The following is a 15,442-nucleotide window of genomic DNA, read 5'->3' on the forward strand; positions in this document are numbered from 1 at the left end:
GAAAATCTTCAGCCCGTCCGGCGTTTGAGGAGCGGGGCCTGGGGCGGAGGGGGCGAAAAATCCCTCCCCAGCCCTACCCCCGACCGAGCGGACGGCCCCGGTTGTCGTTGCCGTTACGCTGGAGGCGTGGCAGTCGTCGATGTATCCGAAGAGCTCAAGTCCCTCTCCTCGACCATGGAGTCGATCGAGGCCGTCCTGGACCTCGACAAGATGAGGGCAGATGTCGCCGTGCTCGAGGAGCAGGCGGCCGCGCCGTCCCTGTGGGACGACCCGGACGAGGCGCAGAAGATCACCAGCAAGCTGAGCCACCTCCAGGCGGAGGTCAGGAAGGCCGAGGCGCTGCGCGGGCGTATCGACGATCTGAGCGTGCTCTTCGAGATGGCCGAGGAGGAGGACGACCCGGACACCCGCGCCGAGGCGGAGTCCGAGCTCACCGCCGTCAAGAAGGCGTTGGACGAGATGGAAGTACGGACCCTGCTCTCCGGTGAGTACGACTCCCGCGAGGCCGTCGTCACCATCCGCGCCGAGGCCGGCGGCGTCGACGCCTCCGACTTCGCCGAGAAGCTGCAGCGCATGTACCTGCGCTGGGCGGAGCGCCACAACTACAAGACGGAGCTCTACGAGACCTCGTACGCGGAAGAGGCCGGCATCAAGTCGACCACCTTCGTCGTGCACGTTCCGTACGCCTACGGAACGCTCTCCGTCGAGCAGGGCACCCACCGGCTCGTCCGGATCTCCCCCTTCGACAACCAGGGGCGCCGCCAGACGTCGTTCGCCGGTGTCGAGATCCTGCCGGTCGTCGAGCAGACCGATCACCTCGAGATCGACGAGTCCGAGTTGCGTGTGGACGTGTACCGCTCGTCCGGACCGGGCGGCCAGGGCGTCAACACGACCGACTCCGCGGTCCGCCTGACCCACCTCCCCACCGGGATCGTGGTGTCCTGCCAGAACGAGCGCTCCCAGATCCAGAACAAGGCCAGCGCCATGAACGTCCTCCAGGCCAAGCTGCTCGAGCGGCGCCGCCAGGAGGAGCAGGCCAGGATGGACGCCCTCAAGGGCGACGGTGGCAACTCCTGGGGAAACCAGATGCGTTCGTACGTCCTGCACCCGTACCAGATGGTCAAGGACCTGCGCACCGAGTTCGAAGTCGGTAACCCCGAGGCCGTGTTCAACGGTGAGATCGACGGTTTCCTCGAAGCCGGAATTCGCTGGCGCAAGCAGCAGGAGAAGTAAGCGGGAGCTTTGAGACCGCTTTGTCGACAAGGCAACTGCCGTCACATCGACGGCAGTTGCCTTTTGTGTGTGGGTTGTCTGGGTTTTACATCACAGTCACATGACTCACGCCAGTCAAATGATGTTGATCCGGACATCGCGTACGCAACGACCTTGACGTTGCTTTGAAAAGTGGGGATGGTAACGCGAGGCATGCGTATCTACTGGGGCGCATGTGAACCGGGGGGCTTGAGTAAGGCCTCCTGTGACGCCATGGCCCCGTTGCGCTGCTCCACTCACGATGAGCTACTGGGGGTAGCAAGCAGATGACCAAGAAGACGCGGATTCGCGTGGCGCGGATAGCCGCAGGTGCCCTGATCGCCGCGGGCGCTTCGCTGACCGCTGCGGGCGCCGCTTCGGCTCTCGACCTCGGCCTGAGCGGGAGTGCCGGAGCGGACGGGACCGACCTCGGCGTGAGCCTCGGTCTCGACGACCCGACTCCACCGCTGCCGACCGACACCGGGCTCCCGACCGACCCGGGCCCGACCGACACCGGGCTTCCGACTGATCCGGGTACGCCGACTGATCCGGGTACGCCGACCGACCCGGGTACGCCGACTGATCCGGGTACGCCGACCGACCCGGGCACGCCGACGACGCCCGAGCCCACAGACGGGCCGACCGAGCCCACGGCGAACCCGACCGACGGGTCCGGCACCGGCACCGGCGGCAACGACGCCGACCCCGACGGCGGCAACCAGCCCGTCGAGCAGGGCGAGGGTTCCTCGTCCCTGACCGACACCGGCTCCGACACCTCGGCCCAGGGCTCGGGCGGCGAGCTCGCCGAGACCGGTGCGGCGGAGACCACCTTCCTGGTGATCGGCGCGGCCACGATGATCGCCGGCGGTATCGGCTTCCGTCTGCTGCCGCGCCTCATGGGCGGCCGCGGCGGCGCAGTCGCCTGACGCACACGCGCATGAAGGAGGGCCCGGAGCGTCATGCTCCGGGCCCTCTCATGTTCAGTCCAGTCTCACGTCAGCTCTCCGGGCTGCGGTGCCGGCGGGCGACTCCGGGCGTCCTTCGGACATGGGGCGCAGTGGCCGCCGTAACGCCGGAATTCGTGGGTCTCACACCGTCTGGTGGGCCACCAGTACCAGTGCCGCGACCAGCACGACCAGCAGTGAAATCAGTGCCATGGGGTTCAGACCGGCGAACGGACTCTCCTGCTGGAGTCGCTCCCGGTTCGCGCGGCAGACGCGGCAGCGACCCTCGCTCACAGGCCCCGCGCAGTTCGCGCACACCAGTCGGTCGTACGTCATGCGCTTGCCCTCCTTGCGCCGGCTCTCCGCTGACATAACGCTGCGGGGAACGCAACCGTTCCCCCTCCACTGTGCCAGGTTCCGTGGATTTCGGCTCGGTTCCCCTTATCCTGCCCCGACACTCCGCTGGTTAGGCCGTCGCTCTCGTCAGGGTGGCTGACGTTTTGTCCCGCGGCTGCGGGTGCGTCGTGGTTGCTCGCGCAGTTCCCCGCGCCCCTATGGGGCGCCCCCGTGACGCGGCGCTTTCATGACGGGGCGCCTTCACGACCCACACAAAAACGCACAACCCACACGCAACCACGACCGCCGACTGCGCTCGCCCACCCGGTTCGCGTATGGTCACGCACATCTACCCCCGGCGACCCGTGGTGCATCCGTGATCCGATTCGACAATGTCTCCAAGGTCTACCCCAAGCAGACCCGTCCCGCTCTCAGGGATGTCTCTCTTGAGGTCGAGCGCGGCGAGTTCGTGTTCCTCGTGGGGTCCTCCGGCTCCGGAAAGTCCACCTTCCTGCGGCTGATCCTCCGCGAGGAGCGGACCAGCCACGGCCAGGTGCACGTCCTGGGCAAAGACCTCGCGCGCCTCTCCAACTGGAAGGTGCCGCAGATGCGCCGCCAGCTGGGAACCGTGTTCCAGGACTTCCGGCTGCTGCCGAACAAGACGGTCGCCGAGAACGTCGCCTTCGCGCAGGAGGTCATCGGCAAGTCACGCGGTGAGATCCGCAAGTCCGTGCCCCAGGTGCTCGACCTCGTCGGCCTCGGCGGCAAGGAGGAGCGGATGCCCGGTGAGCTGTCCGGTGGTGAACAGCAGCGCGTCGCGATCGCGAGGGCGTTCGTGAACCGGCCCAAGCTGCTCATCGCCGACGAGCCGACCGGAAACCTCGACCCGCAGACCTCCGTCGGCATCATGAAGCTGCTCGACCGCATCAACCGGACGGGCACGACCGTGCTGATGGCGACACACGACCAGAACATCGTGGACCAGATGCGCAAGCGCGTCATCGAGCTGGAGGGGGGCCGTCTCGTCCGCGACCAGGCGCGCGGCGTCTACGGCTACCAGCACTGACCGCGACACTCCCGCACCTGTCCATGGAAAGGCCTGAGTAGACGCCATGCGCGCCCAGTTCGTCTTGTCGGAGATCGGAGTCGGTCTCCGCCGAAACCTGACCATGACCTTCGCGGTCGTCGTGTCGGTCGCCCTCTCGCTCGCCCTGTTCGGCGGCTCGCTCCTGATGAGCGACCAGGTGAGCACCATGAAGGGCTACTGGTACGACAAGGTCAACGTCTCGATCTTCCTCTGCAACAAGAGCGACGCGGAGTCCGACCCCAACTGCGCCAAGGGCGCGGTCACGGCCGACCAGAAGAAGGAGATCCTCGGCGACCTGGACAAGTCCACGGTCGTCGACTCGGTCACCTACGAGTCGGCGGACCAGGCCTACAAGCACTACAAGGAGCAGTTCGGCGACTCCCCGCTGGCCGCGTCCCTCACACCGGACCAGATGCAGGAGTCGTACCGGATCAAGCTGAAGGACCCGGAGAAGTACCAGGTCATCGCGACCGCCTTCGACGGGCGTGACGGCGTGCAGTCCGTGCAGGACCAGAAGGGCATCCTGGACAACCTCTTCGGGCTGCTCAACGGCATGAACTGGGCCGCACGCGCGGTCATGGCGATGATGCTCGTCGTCGCGCTGATGCTGATCGTCAACACCGTGCGCGTCTCGGCGTTCAGCCGACGGCGCGAGACCGGGATCATGCGCCTGGTCGGCGCCTCGGGCTTCTACATCCAGGCGCCGTTCATCATGGAGGCGGCCGTCGCCGGACTTATCGGCGGCACGGTCGCGTGCGGCTTCCTGGTAATCGCGCGGTACTTCATCATCGACCACGGTCTGGCGCTGTCCGAGAAGCTGAATCTGATCAACTTCATCGGCTGGGACGCCGTTCTGACGAAGCTTCCGCTGATCCTCGCGACGAGTCTGCTGATGCCGGCGCTGGCCGCGTTCTTCGCGTTGCGCAAGTACCTGAAGGTGTGACGCATGACAAGGGGGCCGTACTGCCAACCGGCGGTGCGGCCCCTTCGCGTTGTCCTAGACTCACCGGCATGTCAGGCCGTGACCTGTTCTGTGAGCCCCGCCGCATCCGCCGCGGGGCCGCCCTGACATTGCTTTTCGCCAGCGTCCTCGTCGCCGGAGCGGCCACCGGGTCCTTCCCCGACCCCGGCCGGAAATCCACTGCCACGCCCTCCGCGGCTTCTTCCGGGGACCGTTCGACGTCCACGAGCGACCAGCAGGACGTCACCGAGGCCGCCGAGGAGGCCATGGCCGCCGGGAAGTCCCCCATGGAGGCCGCCGAGCGTGCCGTCAGCCGCAGCGGCGACCGCTGGGGCGCGGTCTACTCCGAGGGCGAGTACGAGGAGTTCGAGCAAGCCCTCGACGGTCAGTACACCGGCGTCGGGCTGTGGGCCAGGCGCGAGAGCGACGGACGTATCGAAGTGACCCAGGTGCAGGCCGGCTCGCCCGCGGCCGTCGCCGGGATCCGCAAGGGCGACCTGCTGCGCAGCGTCGACGGTGCCAAGGTCGACGGCCGTCCGGTGACAGAGGTCGTCTCCTTGCTGCGCGGCGACGCGGAGGACGCAGCCGCCGGTACGGAGGTCTCGCTCGGTCTGCAGCGGGGCACGCGCGCGTGGAGCGAGACGCTGCGCCGGGCCCGGCTGTCCACGGACTCGGTGACTGTGCGCAAGCTCGCCGACGGCGTCACCGTGATCAAGGTCGACGCGTTCACCAAGGGCTCGGGCGATCTGGTGCGGACCGCCGTCGCCGCCGCGCCCCAGGGTTCCGGGATCGCCCTCGACCTGCGCGGGAACTCCGGCGGCCTGGTGACCGAGGCCGTCGCCGCCGCCTCCGCCTTCCTCGACGGTGGCCTTGTCGCCACGTACGACGTCGACGGTGCTCAGCGCGCCCTGCACGCCGATCCCGGCGGGGACACCCGTAGACCCCTGGTGGTGCTCGTCGACGGCGGCACGATGAGCGCGGCCGAGCTGCTCACCGGCGCTCTCCAGGACCGCGGCCGTGCGGTCGTCGTGGGCTCCCAGACCTTCGGCAAGGGCTCGGTCCAGATGCCCAGCCGACTGCCCGACGGCTCCGTCGCCGAGCTGACCGTGGGCCACTACCGCACCCCCTCCGGACGCGGCGTCGACGGGCAGGGCATCACTCCCGACCTGGACGTGGACGCGCAGGCGCAGGCACTGGAGCGGGCCGAGACCGTGCTCAGCGGGCTCGGGGATCCTTCGTAGGCGACGGGACGACCGGGCGGCCTGTCGAAGCCGACCGGCACGGTGCCCGGTAATCGGCTTTCCCTCCTGCCCCTCTGTAGTGCGAAAATGGCCAGCACTATGAGCAAGGGAATGTACGTACCGAAGGAGTCCCAGCCGAAGCAGGGCGGCCAGGCGGGATCCGGCAAGGTCAAGGACGGCAAGCGCAAGATCGTCGCGCAGAACAAGAAGGCACGGCACGACTACGCGATCGTCGACACCTACGAGGCCGGGCTCGTCCTGACCGGCACCGAGGTGAAGTCGCTGAGGCAGGGCCGCGCCTCGCTGACCGACGGCTTCGTCCAGATCGACGGGAACGAGGCGTGGCTGCACAACGCCCACATCCCCGAGTACAGCCAGGGCACCTGGACGAACCACACCGTGCGCCGCAAGCGCAAGCTGCTCCTGCACCGCGAGGAGATCGACAAGCTGGCGTCGAAGTCGGAGGAGACGGGTCACACGATCGTGCCCCTCGCCCTGTACTTCAAGGACGGCCGGGCGAAGGCCGAGATCGCGCTCGCCAGGGGCAAGAAGGAGTACGACAAGCGGCAGACCCTGCGCGAGAAGCAGGATCGGCGGGAGTCGGACCGCGCGATCGCGGCGGCCAAGCGGAAGCAGCGGAGCGAGTAGGCGCGCGTCGGGCGAGCGGGAATAAGGCTGGCGCCGTCGTGCGTTGTTCACGTACGATGGACCCTGCACCTCATAGCGGGTGCGCGCATTGAAAAAAACAACATGGGGATGATCGGTTTCGACAGCGGCTGTTGAAGCAGGTGAAGCGAGCCGAGGAAGCGGCAATGATCTCGTTAACCATATGTCGCAACCAATAATCGCCAATTCAAAGAGCGATTCCCAGTCCTTCGCTCTCGCTGCCTAATAACAGCGACTGAAGGACCCTAAAAGGGTGTCAGCCCGGGAGTGTTCCCGACCCGGATCCTGGCATAATCTAGGGAACTAAACCGCCGAGCCCGGTCACGGGGTTCGGTGGGAAATCAAACAGTGACTGGGCCCGTCGGAGACTTGTTCGCGAGATCGCCGGGGCCGAGAAAATCACAGCGAACTGCGCTCGGAGAAGCCCTGATTCTGCACCGTTGGACGCGGGTTCGATTCCCGCCATCTCCACTCATCCCATGTTTTGTATGAATACAGCGTTTTGTATGAATACAGTGGCAAGGCCTCGTCGCTTTCGAGCGGCGGGGCCTTTGTCATGCGGCGAGAGGCACTGAACCCGGCTCATGTTCTTCCTCTATCTCCTGCCTCGGCTGCCCCGCGAGATATCCCTCGCCGTCTTCGGGCTGGTCGTCGGCCTGTTCCTGGCCGTCCACGGCGGCATGCAGGCCTACGCCGAATCGACCGGCGTCCCCGGAACCATCCATGTCAGCGACTGCAACCACGCCGAAGGCGGCTGGGACGAGCTGTGGACGGAAGGCTGGGCGTGCGAAGGGCAGTTCGACGCCGACGACCGCACCGTCCACATCGCCGGCGTGGCCGTCGACGGCATCCTCGACTCCCGCCCGGACGCCACGCTCGCCGCCCTCGTCGACGGGCCCGGCGCCCACACCGCTGCCCAGGACGGCGCCGGCGCCTGGAAATGGCCGGCCGTCACCGGCGTGGTCATTCTCGCCTTCACCGCTTGGCGGATCCGCACGCTCACCTTGCTGTTCCGGCTCCGCCGGGCCGTACGGGCGGCCGACGTCGCCGTAGCGGCCTGATGCCCCATTTTCGAGAGGTGATCCGCATGAGCGGCCCTGCGAGACCCTTTCCTCCAGGCGACTCCGGTGGACGACCGGCACTGACGTTCCGACTGGGGGCGCTGCAGGTTGCTGCCCCCATTCTGGGCGGGCTGCTGGCCGGCACCGCGTTGGCGAACGTCCTCCTGGTGGTCACCGCCGGTGAGTACATGACGTCGGGGGAGCTGCGGTCCTGCCTTTCCGCGGTCGTGATCGCGAGCCTGGTCGTTCCGGCCCTGCCTTCTCGCTACGGAGTCGAGCTCACCCACAACTGGCTTGTCGTCCTGGGGAACAGGCGTCGCGAGATCGCGTGGCGGGACATCATCGGCCTGGAGATTCGGAAGACCGCCGGGATCCGGGCGGTCATCGTGGTGGTGGCTGACGGGCGCCGGATACTGCTCCGTGCGCCGATGTCCCTCCTGGACCGCCGCTTCGACCACAAGGCCCAGATCCTCACGGACTGGTGGGTCGCGGGCCGGGGTGGCCCCTACGGCGGGTAGCCGCCGTCCTTCTCCTGCGTGCAGAACATCGCAGCCGACTTGCTCGCCTGCGAGGCTGAATCCGGCGCAGGCACTCGAAGGCGACCTTGGTGAAAGGGCTTCGGCGCGTTCGGTCAAGCCGTGGACGCCGCGGCCGGAAGGGCGATCAGCACCGCCAGTGCCGCCGCCGCAACCGGAACCCCGTACCCCGCCGTCAGCGACACCCGCTCCACCACCCACCCCCCGACCGCCGCGCCGCACGCGATCCCGCCGAGCAGGCCGGTCACCGCGAGGGTCATGCCCTCGTTCAATCGGCCCTCGGGAGTGCGGCGTTGGACGAGGGCCATGCCGGTGACCATGGTCGGGGCGGTCGCCATGCCGGCGAGGAGGAGGGCGGGGGCGAGGACGAGGAGGGAGCCGGTCAGGGAGGCGGCGAGCAGGGGGAGGGTCAGCAGCGCTGCCATGACGGCGACGCACCTCACGTAGCGCCGTTCGGCGGGACCGGTCGGCTTACGGGCCCCGTACAGCAGCCCCGCCATGCACGAGCCCGCGGCCTGGAGAGCGAGAACCGCCCCCGCCGCCGACTGATGGCCCCGCGCGTCCGCGAACGCGAGCGTGACGACTTCCATCGAGCCGAAGACCGCGCCGGTGGCGAGGAATCCGAGGAGGAGCGGGGGCATTCCGGTTGCCCCGACAGGGGACTTGGTGTTCGTACGTCGCTGGGGTGGCGGTTCCGTCGAGCGCTGGGCGGCGAAGAGCAGGACGCCCGTCATCATCAGGACGCCCCCGACCAACGTGCCCGCCTCCGGGAACAAGGTCCCGCAGAGGAAGGCCGCGAGGACCGGACCCAGCATGAAACACAGCTCGTCCGCGGCCTGTTCGAAGGAGTTCGCGGTGTGCAGGGCTTTGTCGTCGCCCTTGTGGAGGTGGGCCCAACGGGCACGTGACATGCCGCCCGTGTTGGGGATCGTGGCCGTGGCGGCGTACGAGACGAACAGGGTCCAGTCGGGCGCCCCACGGTGCACGCACAGCGTCAGTGCGATGGTGCCAAGGAGGGCGAAGGCCGTCGCGGGCACGGCGACGCGCGCCTGACCGTGGCGGTCGACGAGACGCGCGATCCAGGGAGCGACCACCGCCGTCGCGGCCAGACCCGTCCCCGTCACGGCGCCGGCGAGCGCGTACGATCCCCGCGATCCCGCGATCATGACGACCGCGCTCACGCTGAACATGCCCATGGGGAGGCGGGCGAGGAGATTTCCGAGAGTGAAGGCGCGGGTGCCGGGAGTGCTGAAGAGGCGGCGGTACGGGCCCGGTTGGCGCCCTCGCTTGCGGCGCGGGCGGAAGTCGGTGGCGACGAGGGTGTCCGCGGTGACGGTGGGAAGGGTGCCAGCGGTGACGGTGACGTGGGTGTCGCCGGTGACGGTGAGAAGCGGCAAGGGTGCCTGCTCGGAGGGCTGTTGCGGCATGGATCAACCGTCGCGTCGGGCGGTGCCCGGGGTCCAACACCTACTCCGTGGCGATTGACGCACCTGGGTTGTAAGTTCGCGTGATGTCCGCTCAGCAACCGATCCTTGATCCCCGTCTCCTCCGCGCCTTTCTCGCCGTCGCCGAAGAGCTGCATTTCACGCGTGCCGCCTCCCGTCTCTACGTCGCCCAGCAGGCCCTGAGCCGGGACGTCCGGCGCCTGGAAAGGGAGTTGGGCGCCGATCTCTTCGTACGCACGACCCGGCAGGTGGCGCTGACGGCGGACGGTGAGCGGCTGTTGCCGTACGCGCGGCGTGTGTTGGAGGCGCAGGACGAACTGCTGTCCGCGTTCACGCGGGGGCAGGGGGAACGCCCCCTGCTCGTCGACGTCAACTCCCCGGGCCTGGTCTCCGGCCGGGTGCTCGACCGAGCCCGCGAACTCGCCCCCGGCAGCGAACTGATGGCCCGCTTCGAGAGCGGGCTCACCGGCGCGGCGGGGGAGATGCTCGCGGGTCGCCTTGACGCGTCGTTCGGGCGGTTCGCGGGGCTCGATCCGGCGCTGCGGGCCCGGCTGGAGCAGCAGCCCGTACGGTACGAGCCGATGGCCGTCGTGCTGCCCGAGGACCACCGCCTCGCCGCACTGGACGAGGTGCCGCTCGCCGCTCTCGCGGGCGAGACCGTATACGCCGGTGCGGGAAATCCGCGGACTTTGGAGTGGACCGACCTGGCCCGCCAACTGTTCGAGGGACGCGGCATCGCACTCGCGCCACCTGCTCCGGTGGCCGTCGGGGCGGAGGAGTTCCGGCGGGTCATGGCGAGGACGCGGACTCCGGTCCTCGCCGTGGTGGATTTTCCGGCCATGGCGGAAACCGTCCTTAAGCCCCTCGTGGAGCCCGTCCCCCTGTCACCGGTGTCTCTGGTGTGGTGCAAGGGGCTAGTTCATCCAGGAATTGACGCACTCCGGCGTGCGATCGTCGAACTTGCGGGCGAGGAAGGATGGCTACGGCACCCCTTGGACGTATGGATTCCGGCCACAGATGCACTCATCATGATGAGTCGCAGCTGATACCCAGCAACGTGTGTCACTGGCGTGCGCTACATTCAGTGCCCGGGCGCAGTGTGGTAATGGGGGGCGCTGGATCGGGTGGGGGCCTGATCCGGACGACAAACGAGCAAGGCCCGGAGTCGTGTGCGCACCCAGTAACTGTCCCGTGGGGGGATGCGCGTGCACGTAGAAAACTGGCGGAAAGACGCCCAACCGGTCGGACGAGATGTCGATCAGCCGAATGGTCGTGGAGCGGATCCGTCACAGCCGCAGGAGCGTGGAGTGGATCCGGCGCAGCCCCAACCGCAGTCCCAGCCGTATGGAAACGGTCCGTTGCAGTCGCGTGACGCCGACAAGTCCTCCATACCGGAGCCCGGCGGGCCGGTGGTCTGGCCGGCGGCCGGTGGCAGAACCTCGTCCTGGCCGCTGATCCAACGACAGGGGTCGAGCGGCGCGGAGCGCGGGTCGGAACCGGAACCGGAACCGGGACATGGTGGATCGGGACCGGCATCTGAGTCGGGACCGGTTTCGGAGCCGGAGTCGGCGGCGGAGCCCCGGTCGTCGGGTGCTGAGCGCGGCCCCGCTCCGGAGTACCCGCACCCCTCCTGGGAGCAGCCCGACGAACCGGGCCACACCCATGATCCCCACGAGGTGACGATCCAACTCGACGGCGCCGGACGTCAGTTGGAGGACTGGCTGGTCCAGCAGGCCAAGGGCGCCCCGGCGGCCCAGGAAGGCTCGGACGGTCCGGTCTTCGTCGACGAGTCGGGCCGGCGCAGCCGCAGATACCGCCGCCTCGGCATGCTCGTGGGCCTGGCCTGCGCCATCTACGCCGTCGTCATCGTCGTCACCCTCCTGTCGGGCAACTCGAACGCGCCCTGGATCCCGATGCCGGGCCAGCAGGAGGACCAGCCGGCGGGCCAGGTCGACGCGTCACCGTTGCCCGCCGAGACGGCCGGCCCGACCGGCACGGCCGACGTCTCGCCGGGTGCGACCGCGACGACCAGTGACGGTACGACGCCGGAGCCGGGCGTCAGCCCGACGCCGGACGCCTCGGCAAGCGCCGCGAACCCGGGCACGTCCACGGACCCGAAGCCCTCGGTGTCCGCCACGGACAAGCCGGACCCGGGCACCAGCACCACGCCGGACCCCGGTCCGACCGCAACCGCGACCGCCTCTCCCGACCCCAGTCCTCCGGTCAGCCCCACGTTCCCCACGCCGTCGGACAGCCCGGTCGTCGGCGGCGGTTCGGGAGGCGGCCCGGGAAGCGTCGCCGGCGGCTCCGTCGATCAGAACCCCGTAGCGACCATTGAGCCCGAGCCGAGCACCACCAGCTCCTCGTCCCCGGAGAGCATCCTCTGATGGCATCCCGCACCAGCCGTCATGCCTCCGCGCCCCGCGCGAGGCGACCCGAACCCAGCGCCGGGCGCCGACGCCTGCCCATGCGCTATCTGCTGCCGTCGCTCATCCTCGTCGCCCTGCTGGCGATGCTGATGCTGCGCGGTTACACACACAGCGAGATCCTCGCCGATCACCGAGTCCGCCCCCCGGTGTCCTACGACCAGGTGCCCGACAAGATCCTCAGGGGCGGCCCGGTCGTCGACACCCGAAGCGGCCGTACGGAGACTCTGAGAGTCCCGGACCACCGTCTCGTCCTCACCTTCGACGACGGCCCGGACCCGAAGTGGACGCCGAAGGTCCTCGACGCGTTGAAGAGACACCACGCGCACGCCGTCTTCTTCGTCACGGGCACCATGGCCTCGCGCTATCCCGAGCTGGTGCAGCGCATGGTGGACGAGGGGCACGAGGTCGGCCTGCACACCTTCAACCACCCCGACCTCTCCTACCAGTCCAAGAAGCGCATCGACTGGGAGCTCTCCCAGAACCAGCTGGCGCTGGCGGGCGCGGCGGGCATCCGTACGTCGCTCTTCCGGCCCCCGTACTCCTCCTTCTCTGACGCCATGGACAACAAGTCCTGGCCGGTGACGAAGTACATAGGGACCCGCGGCTACATCACCGTCCTCAACAACACCGACAGCGAGGACTGGAAGAAGCCCGGCGTCCGCAGGATCATCGAGAACGCCACGCCCAAGCGCGGCCGGGGCGCGATCGTCCTGATGCACGACTCCGGCGGCGACCGCCACCAGACCGTCCAGGCACTCGACAGGTTCCTGCCCCAACTCCAGCACCGTGGCTACGAGTTCGAGAACCTCACCGAGGCGCTCGACGCCCCCAGCGCGAGCACCAAGGTCACCGGACTCGACCTGTGGAAGGGCAAGACCTGGGTCAACCTGGTCCAGGCCTCCGAGAAGACCACCGACGCCCTCGTCGTCGGCATCGCCGTCATCGGCGTGCTGGTCTTCACCCGCTTCGGCCTGATGCTCCTGCTCTCCGTCCTGCACGCCCGCCGGGTGCGGCGCACCGGCTTCCGCTGGGGTCCGGTACCGATCACCGAGCCGGTGTCGGTGCTGGTCCCGGCGTACAACGAGGCCAAGTGCATTGAAAACACGGTGCATTCGCTGATGGCGAGCGAGCACCCCATCGAGATCATCGTCATCGACGACGGCTCAAGTGACGGTACGGCCCGCATCGTCGAGGACCTGCGCCTGCCGAACGTACGCGTCGTACGGCAGCTCAACGCGGGCAAGCCCGCCGCCCTCAACCGGGGCATCGCGAACGCCCGTTGCGAACTCATCGTGATGATGGACGGCGACACGGTCTTCGAACCGGCGACGGTACGCGAGCTGGTCCAGCCCTTCGCCGACCCGACCGTCGGCGCCGTCGCCGGAAACGCGAAGGTCGGCAACCGCGACTCCCTCATCGGCGCCTGGCAGCACATCGAGTACGTGATGGGCTTCAACCTCGACCGCCGTATGTACGACATGCTGCGCTGCATGCCGACGATCCCCGGCGCCGTCGGGGCCTTCCGCCGCTCCGCCCTGGAACGCGTCGGCGGCATGAGCGACGACACCCTCGCCGAGGACACCGACATCACCATGGCGATACACCGCGACGGCTGGCGGGTCGTCTACGCGGAGAAGGCGCGCGCGTGGACGGAGGCACCGGAGTCCGTCCAGCAGCTCTGGTCCCAGCGCTACCGCTGGTCGTACGGCACGATGCAGGCGATCTGGAAGCACCGCAGGGCGGTCATCGAACGAGGCCCGTCGGGTCGCTTCGGCCGGGTGGGCCTCCCCCTGGTGTCCCTCTTCATGGTCCTGGCCCCGCTCCTGGCCCCGCTGATCGACGTGTTCCTCCTCTACGGGCTCGTCTTCGGCCCGACGCAGAAGACGATCCTGGCCTGGCTGGGCGTCCTGGCGATCCAGGCGGTGTGCGCGGCGTACGCCTTCCGCCTCGACCGGGAACGCATGACACACCTGCTCTCCCTTCCGCTCCAGCAGATCCTCTACAGGCAGTTGATGTACGTCGTTCTCCTCCAGTCCTGGATCACCGCGCTCACCGGAGGCCGGCTGCGCTGGCAGAAGCTCCGGCGCACGGGTGTGGTGGAGGCACCGGGATCGATCCCGCGACAACCGGACCGGGCCTTGCGTGACCGGACCTCGAACGATCGGAGGCCGGTCGGATGACGGCGCAGGACTACACGGCGGGTACGACACCGGCGTTGGGGGCCGCGAGGGCGGTGGCGCCTGAGCAGGCGCCGGCCGCGAGTGGTGTTGCGGACGTGGCTCCGTCCGTGAAGAGGCCGGGCCGCGACCGCTACTTGGACATGCTGCGCACGATCGCTCTGGTCCGCGTGATCGCGTACCACCTCTTCGGCTGGGCGTGGCTGACTGTCCTCTTCCCCTCCATGGGCGTGATGTTCGCGCTGGCGGGTTCGCTGATGGCGCGCTCGCTGAGCCGCCCGGCGGGGGGTGTGATCCGCGGCCGTATTCGCCGACTGCTGCCGCCTCTCTGGGTGTTCAGCGCGGTGGTACTGGTCCTGATGTTCGCCGGCGGCTGGAACCTGTCGAAGGACCCGGACCACGCCGGCACCTGGGGCCTGGTCGAGATGATCAACTACGTCATCCCGATCGGCGCTCCACCGTTCCCCTGGAGCATCGGCTCCAAGTCCGGCCTGCTGGAGAACACTTGGGCTGTTCAGGCAGTGGGCCCGCTGTGGTACCTCCGCGCGTACCTGTGGTTCGTGATCGCCTCCCCGCTGCTGCTGTGGGCGTTCCGTCGCGCACCCTGGCCCACGCTCCTCGCCCCCCTGGCCCTCACCGCGGTGGTCGGCACCGGCGTGGTGTCAATCCCCGGCGAAACGGGCAACGCCGTCTCGGACTTCGCGGTCTTCGGCGGCTGCTGGGTCCTGGGCTTCGCCCACCATGAGGGCGTCCTGGCGAAGGTTCCCCGCTACCTCGCGATCTCCTGCTCGGCCCCGCTCATGGCCTTCGGCCTGTGGTGGGCGTCGGGCCATCTGGGCCCGGACGGCTGGGACTTGAACGACATCCCGCTGGCCCAGGCGACCTGGTCCTTCGGCTTCGTCGTCATCCTGCTCCAGTACGCCCCGTCGTGGCAGGAGTTGCCGGGCCGCCTGGCCAGGTGGGACAAACTGGTGACTCTGTCCAACAACCGCGCGGTGACGATCTACCTCTGGCACAACATGCTCATCATGGCCACGGTCCCGATCATCGACCTCGCGTACAACCTGCCTTTCATGCAGAGCGAGCGAGCGACCGGCCTGCTGGACTCCACGTACATGCTGTGGATGTTCGTCCTGGTCTGGCCCCTGATAGGCCTCGCGATCATTTCCGTGGGCTGGGTCGAGGACCTCGCGGCGAAGCGGAGTCCCAGGTTGTGGCCGAACGGCGCGAAGCGGGGGGCTTTCCCCTCCCCCTCCCGGTCTCGGCGGAAGCCTTGATGTGAGTACGTACTTGAGGACGTACTTGAGT

General features: G+C 68.4%; 14 protein-coding genes and 1 other RNA gene. 13 read left to right on the plus strand and 2 right to left on the minus strand.

Annotated elements, in window-relative coordinates:
* The first annotated feature begins 126 nt into the window (after window positions 1-126).
* A complete protein-coding gene (gene prfB, locus ACFWP7_RS03705) occupies window positions 127-1,233 on the plus strand; it encodes a peptide chain release factor 2 (protein ID WP_384375442.1) in 1,107 nt (368 codons plus the stop codon).
* A gap of 305 nt (window positions 1,234-1,538) precedes the next feature.
* Complete coding sequence (locus ACFWP7_RS03710) at window positions 1,539-2,177, plus strand: hypothetical protein (protein ID WP_384375445.1); 639 nt, start codon at window positions 1,539-1,541, stop codon at window positions 2,175-2,177.
* A 162-nt stretch (window positions 2,178-2,339) separates the two neighbouring features.
* Here ACFWP7_RS03710 and ACFWP7_RS03715 read toward each other — a convergent pair whose 3' ends face one another.
* Entirely contained in the window at window positions 2,340-2,531 is a 192-nt protein-coding gene (locus ACFWP7_RS03715; RefSeq protein WP_384375448.1) for a hypothetical protein, read from the minus strand.
* A 376-nt stretch (window positions 2,532-2,907) separates the two neighbouring features.
* On the opposite strand from ACFWP7_RS03715, the gene ftsE reads away from it, so the two are divergent.
* The 7 genes from ftsE (at window position 2,908) to ACFWP7_RS03750 (ending at window position 8,065) form a co-directional block, all read left to right on the plus strand.
* Window positions 2,908-3,597 (plus strand): cell division ATP-binding protein FtsE, encoded by a 690-nt coding sequence (gene ftsE / locus ACFWP7_RS03720; RefSeq protein WP_384375451.1) that lies wholly within the window; start codon window positions 2,908-2,910, stop codon window positions 3,595-3,597.
* A gap of 46 nt (window positions 3,598-3,643) precedes the next feature.
* Window positions 3,644-4,561, plus strand: coding sequence for a permease-like cell division protein FtsX (gene ftsX, locus ACFWP7_RS03725; RefSeq protein ID WP_384375454.1), 918 nt, complete (start codon window positions 3,644-3,646; stop codon window positions 4,559-4,561).
* 68 nt (window positions 4,562-4,629) lie between these two features.
* Window positions 4,630-5,820: a S41 family peptidase gene (locus tag ACFWP7_RS03730; protein WP_384375457.1), complete on the plus strand. Its 1,191-nt coding sequence runs from the start codon at window positions 4,630-4,632 to the stop codon at window positions 5,818-5,820.
* A 99-nt stretch (window positions 5,821-5,919) separates the two neighbouring features.
* Window positions 5,920-6,468, plus strand: coding sequence for an SsrA-binding protein SmpB (smpB, locus tag ACFWP7_RS03735; RefSeq protein WP_384376085.1), 549 nt, complete (start codon window positions 5,920-5,922; stop codon window positions 6,466-6,468).
* A 104-nt stretch (window positions 6,469-6,572) separates the two neighbouring features.
* Window positions 6,573-6,960: a transfer-messenger RNA gene (ssrA, locus tag ACFWP7_RS03740) on the plus strand.
* Between the two features lie 110 nt (window positions 6,961-7,070).
* Window positions 7,071-7,547, plus strand: coding sequence for a hypothetical protein (locus ACFWP7_RS03745; RefSeq protein ID WP_384375460.1), 477 nt, complete (start codon window positions 7,071-7,073; stop codon window positions 7,545-7,547).
* 26 nt (window positions 7,548-7,573) lie between these two features.
* A complete protein-coding gene (locus tag ACFWP7_RS03750) occupies window positions 7,574-8,065 on the plus strand; it encodes a hypothetical protein (RefSeq protein WP_384375463.1) in 492 nt (163 codons plus the stop codon).
* Between the two features lie 113 nt (window positions 8,066-8,178).
* Here ACFWP7_RS03750 and ACFWP7_RS03755 read toward each other — a convergent pair whose 3' ends face one another.
* Entirely contained in the window at window positions 8,179-9,510 is a 1,332-nt protein-coding gene (locus tag ACFWP7_RS03755) for an MFS transporter (RefSeq protein ID WP_384375466.1), read from the minus strand.
* A gap of 83 nt (window positions 9,511-9,593) precedes the next feature.
* Here ACFWP7_RS03755 and ACFWP7_RS03760 point away from each other — a divergent pair, with 83 nt between their 5' ends.
* The 4 genes from ACFWP7_RS03760 (at window position 9,594) to ACFWP7_RS03775 (ending at window position 15,411) form a co-directional block, all read left to right on the plus strand.
* On the plus strand, window positions 9,594-10,574 hold the full coding sequence (locus ACFWP7_RS03760) for a LysR family transcriptional regulator (protein WP_384375469.1): 981 nt from the start codon (window positions 9,594-9,596) through the stop codon (window positions 10,572-10,574).
* Window positions 10,575-11,204: 630 nt separating this feature from the next.
* Window positions 11,205-11,915, plus strand: a complete 711-nt coding sequence (locus ACFWP7_RS03765) for a hypothetical protein (RefSeq protein WP_384375472.1) — start codon at window positions 11,205-11,207, stop codon at window positions 11,913-11,915.
* Window positions 11,915-14,137 (plus strand): glycosyltransferase, encoded by a 2,223-nt coding sequence (locus tag ACFWP7_RS03770; protein WP_384375475.1) that lies wholly within the window; start codon window positions 11,915-11,917, stop codon window positions 14,135-14,137. The genes ACFWP7_RS03765 and ACFWP7_RS03770 overlap by 1 nt, the downstream gene beginning before the upstream one ends.
* A complete protein-coding gene (locus ACFWP7_RS03775; RefSeq protein WP_384375478.1) occupies window positions 14,134-15,411 on the plus strand; it encodes an acyltransferase in 1,278 nt (425 codons plus the stop codon). Before ACFWP7_RS03770 ends, ACFWP7_RS03775 begins: the two co-directional genes overlap by 4 nt.
* Window positions 15,412-15,442 lie beyond the last annotated feature (31 nt).

This window comes from Streptomyces sp. NPDC058470 (assembly GCF_042721055.1).
GTDB lineage: Bacteria > Actinomycetota > Actinomycetes > Streptomycetales > Streptomycetaceae > Streptomyces.

Coding starts and splice junctions, on each gene's coding strand:
- ACFWP7_RS03710 (WP_384375445.1), top strand. CDS start 1,539: ATGACCAAGAAGACGCGGATTCGCGTGGCGCGGATAGCCGCAGGTGCC.
- ACFWP7_RS03715 (WP_384375448.1), bottom strand. CDS start 2,531: ATGACGTACGACCGACTGGTGTGCGCGAACTGCGCGGGGCCTGTGAGC.
- ftsX (WP_384375454.1), top strand. CDS start 3,644: ATGCGCGCCCAGTTCGTCTTGTCGGAGATCGGAGTCGGTCTCCGCCGA.
- ACFWP7_RS03730 (WP_384375457.1), top strand. CDS start 4,630: ATGTCAGGCCGTGACCTGTTCTGTGAGCCCCGCCGCATCCGCCGCGGG.
- smpB (WP_384376085.1), top strand. CDS start 5,920: ATGAGCAAGGGAATGTACGTACCGAAGGAGTCCCAGCCGAAGCAGGGC.
- ACFWP7_RS03745 (WP_384375460.1), top strand. CDS start 7,071: ATGTTCTTCCTCTATCTCCTGCCTCGGCTGCCCCGCGAGATATCCCTC.
- ACFWP7_RS03750 (WP_384375463.1), top strand. CDS start 7,574: ATGAGCGGCCCTGCGAGACCCTTTCCTCCAGGCGACTCCGGTGGACGA.
- ACFWP7_RS03755 (WP_384375466.1), bottom strand. CDS start 9,510: ATGCCGCAACAGCCCTCCGAGCAGGCACCCTTGCCGCTTCTCACCGTC.
- ACFWP7_RS03760 (WP_384375469.1), top strand. CDS start 9,594: ATGTCCGCTCAGCAACCGATCCTTGATCCCCGTCTCCTCCGCGCCTTT.
- ACFWP7_RS03770 (WP_384375475.1), top strand. CDS start 11,915: ATGGCATCCCGCACCAGCCGTCATGCCTCCGCGCCCCGCGCGAGGCGA.
- ACFWP7_RS03775 (WP_384375478.1), top strand. CDS start 14,134: ATGACGGCGCAGGACTACACGGCGGGTACGACACCGGCGTTGGGGGCC.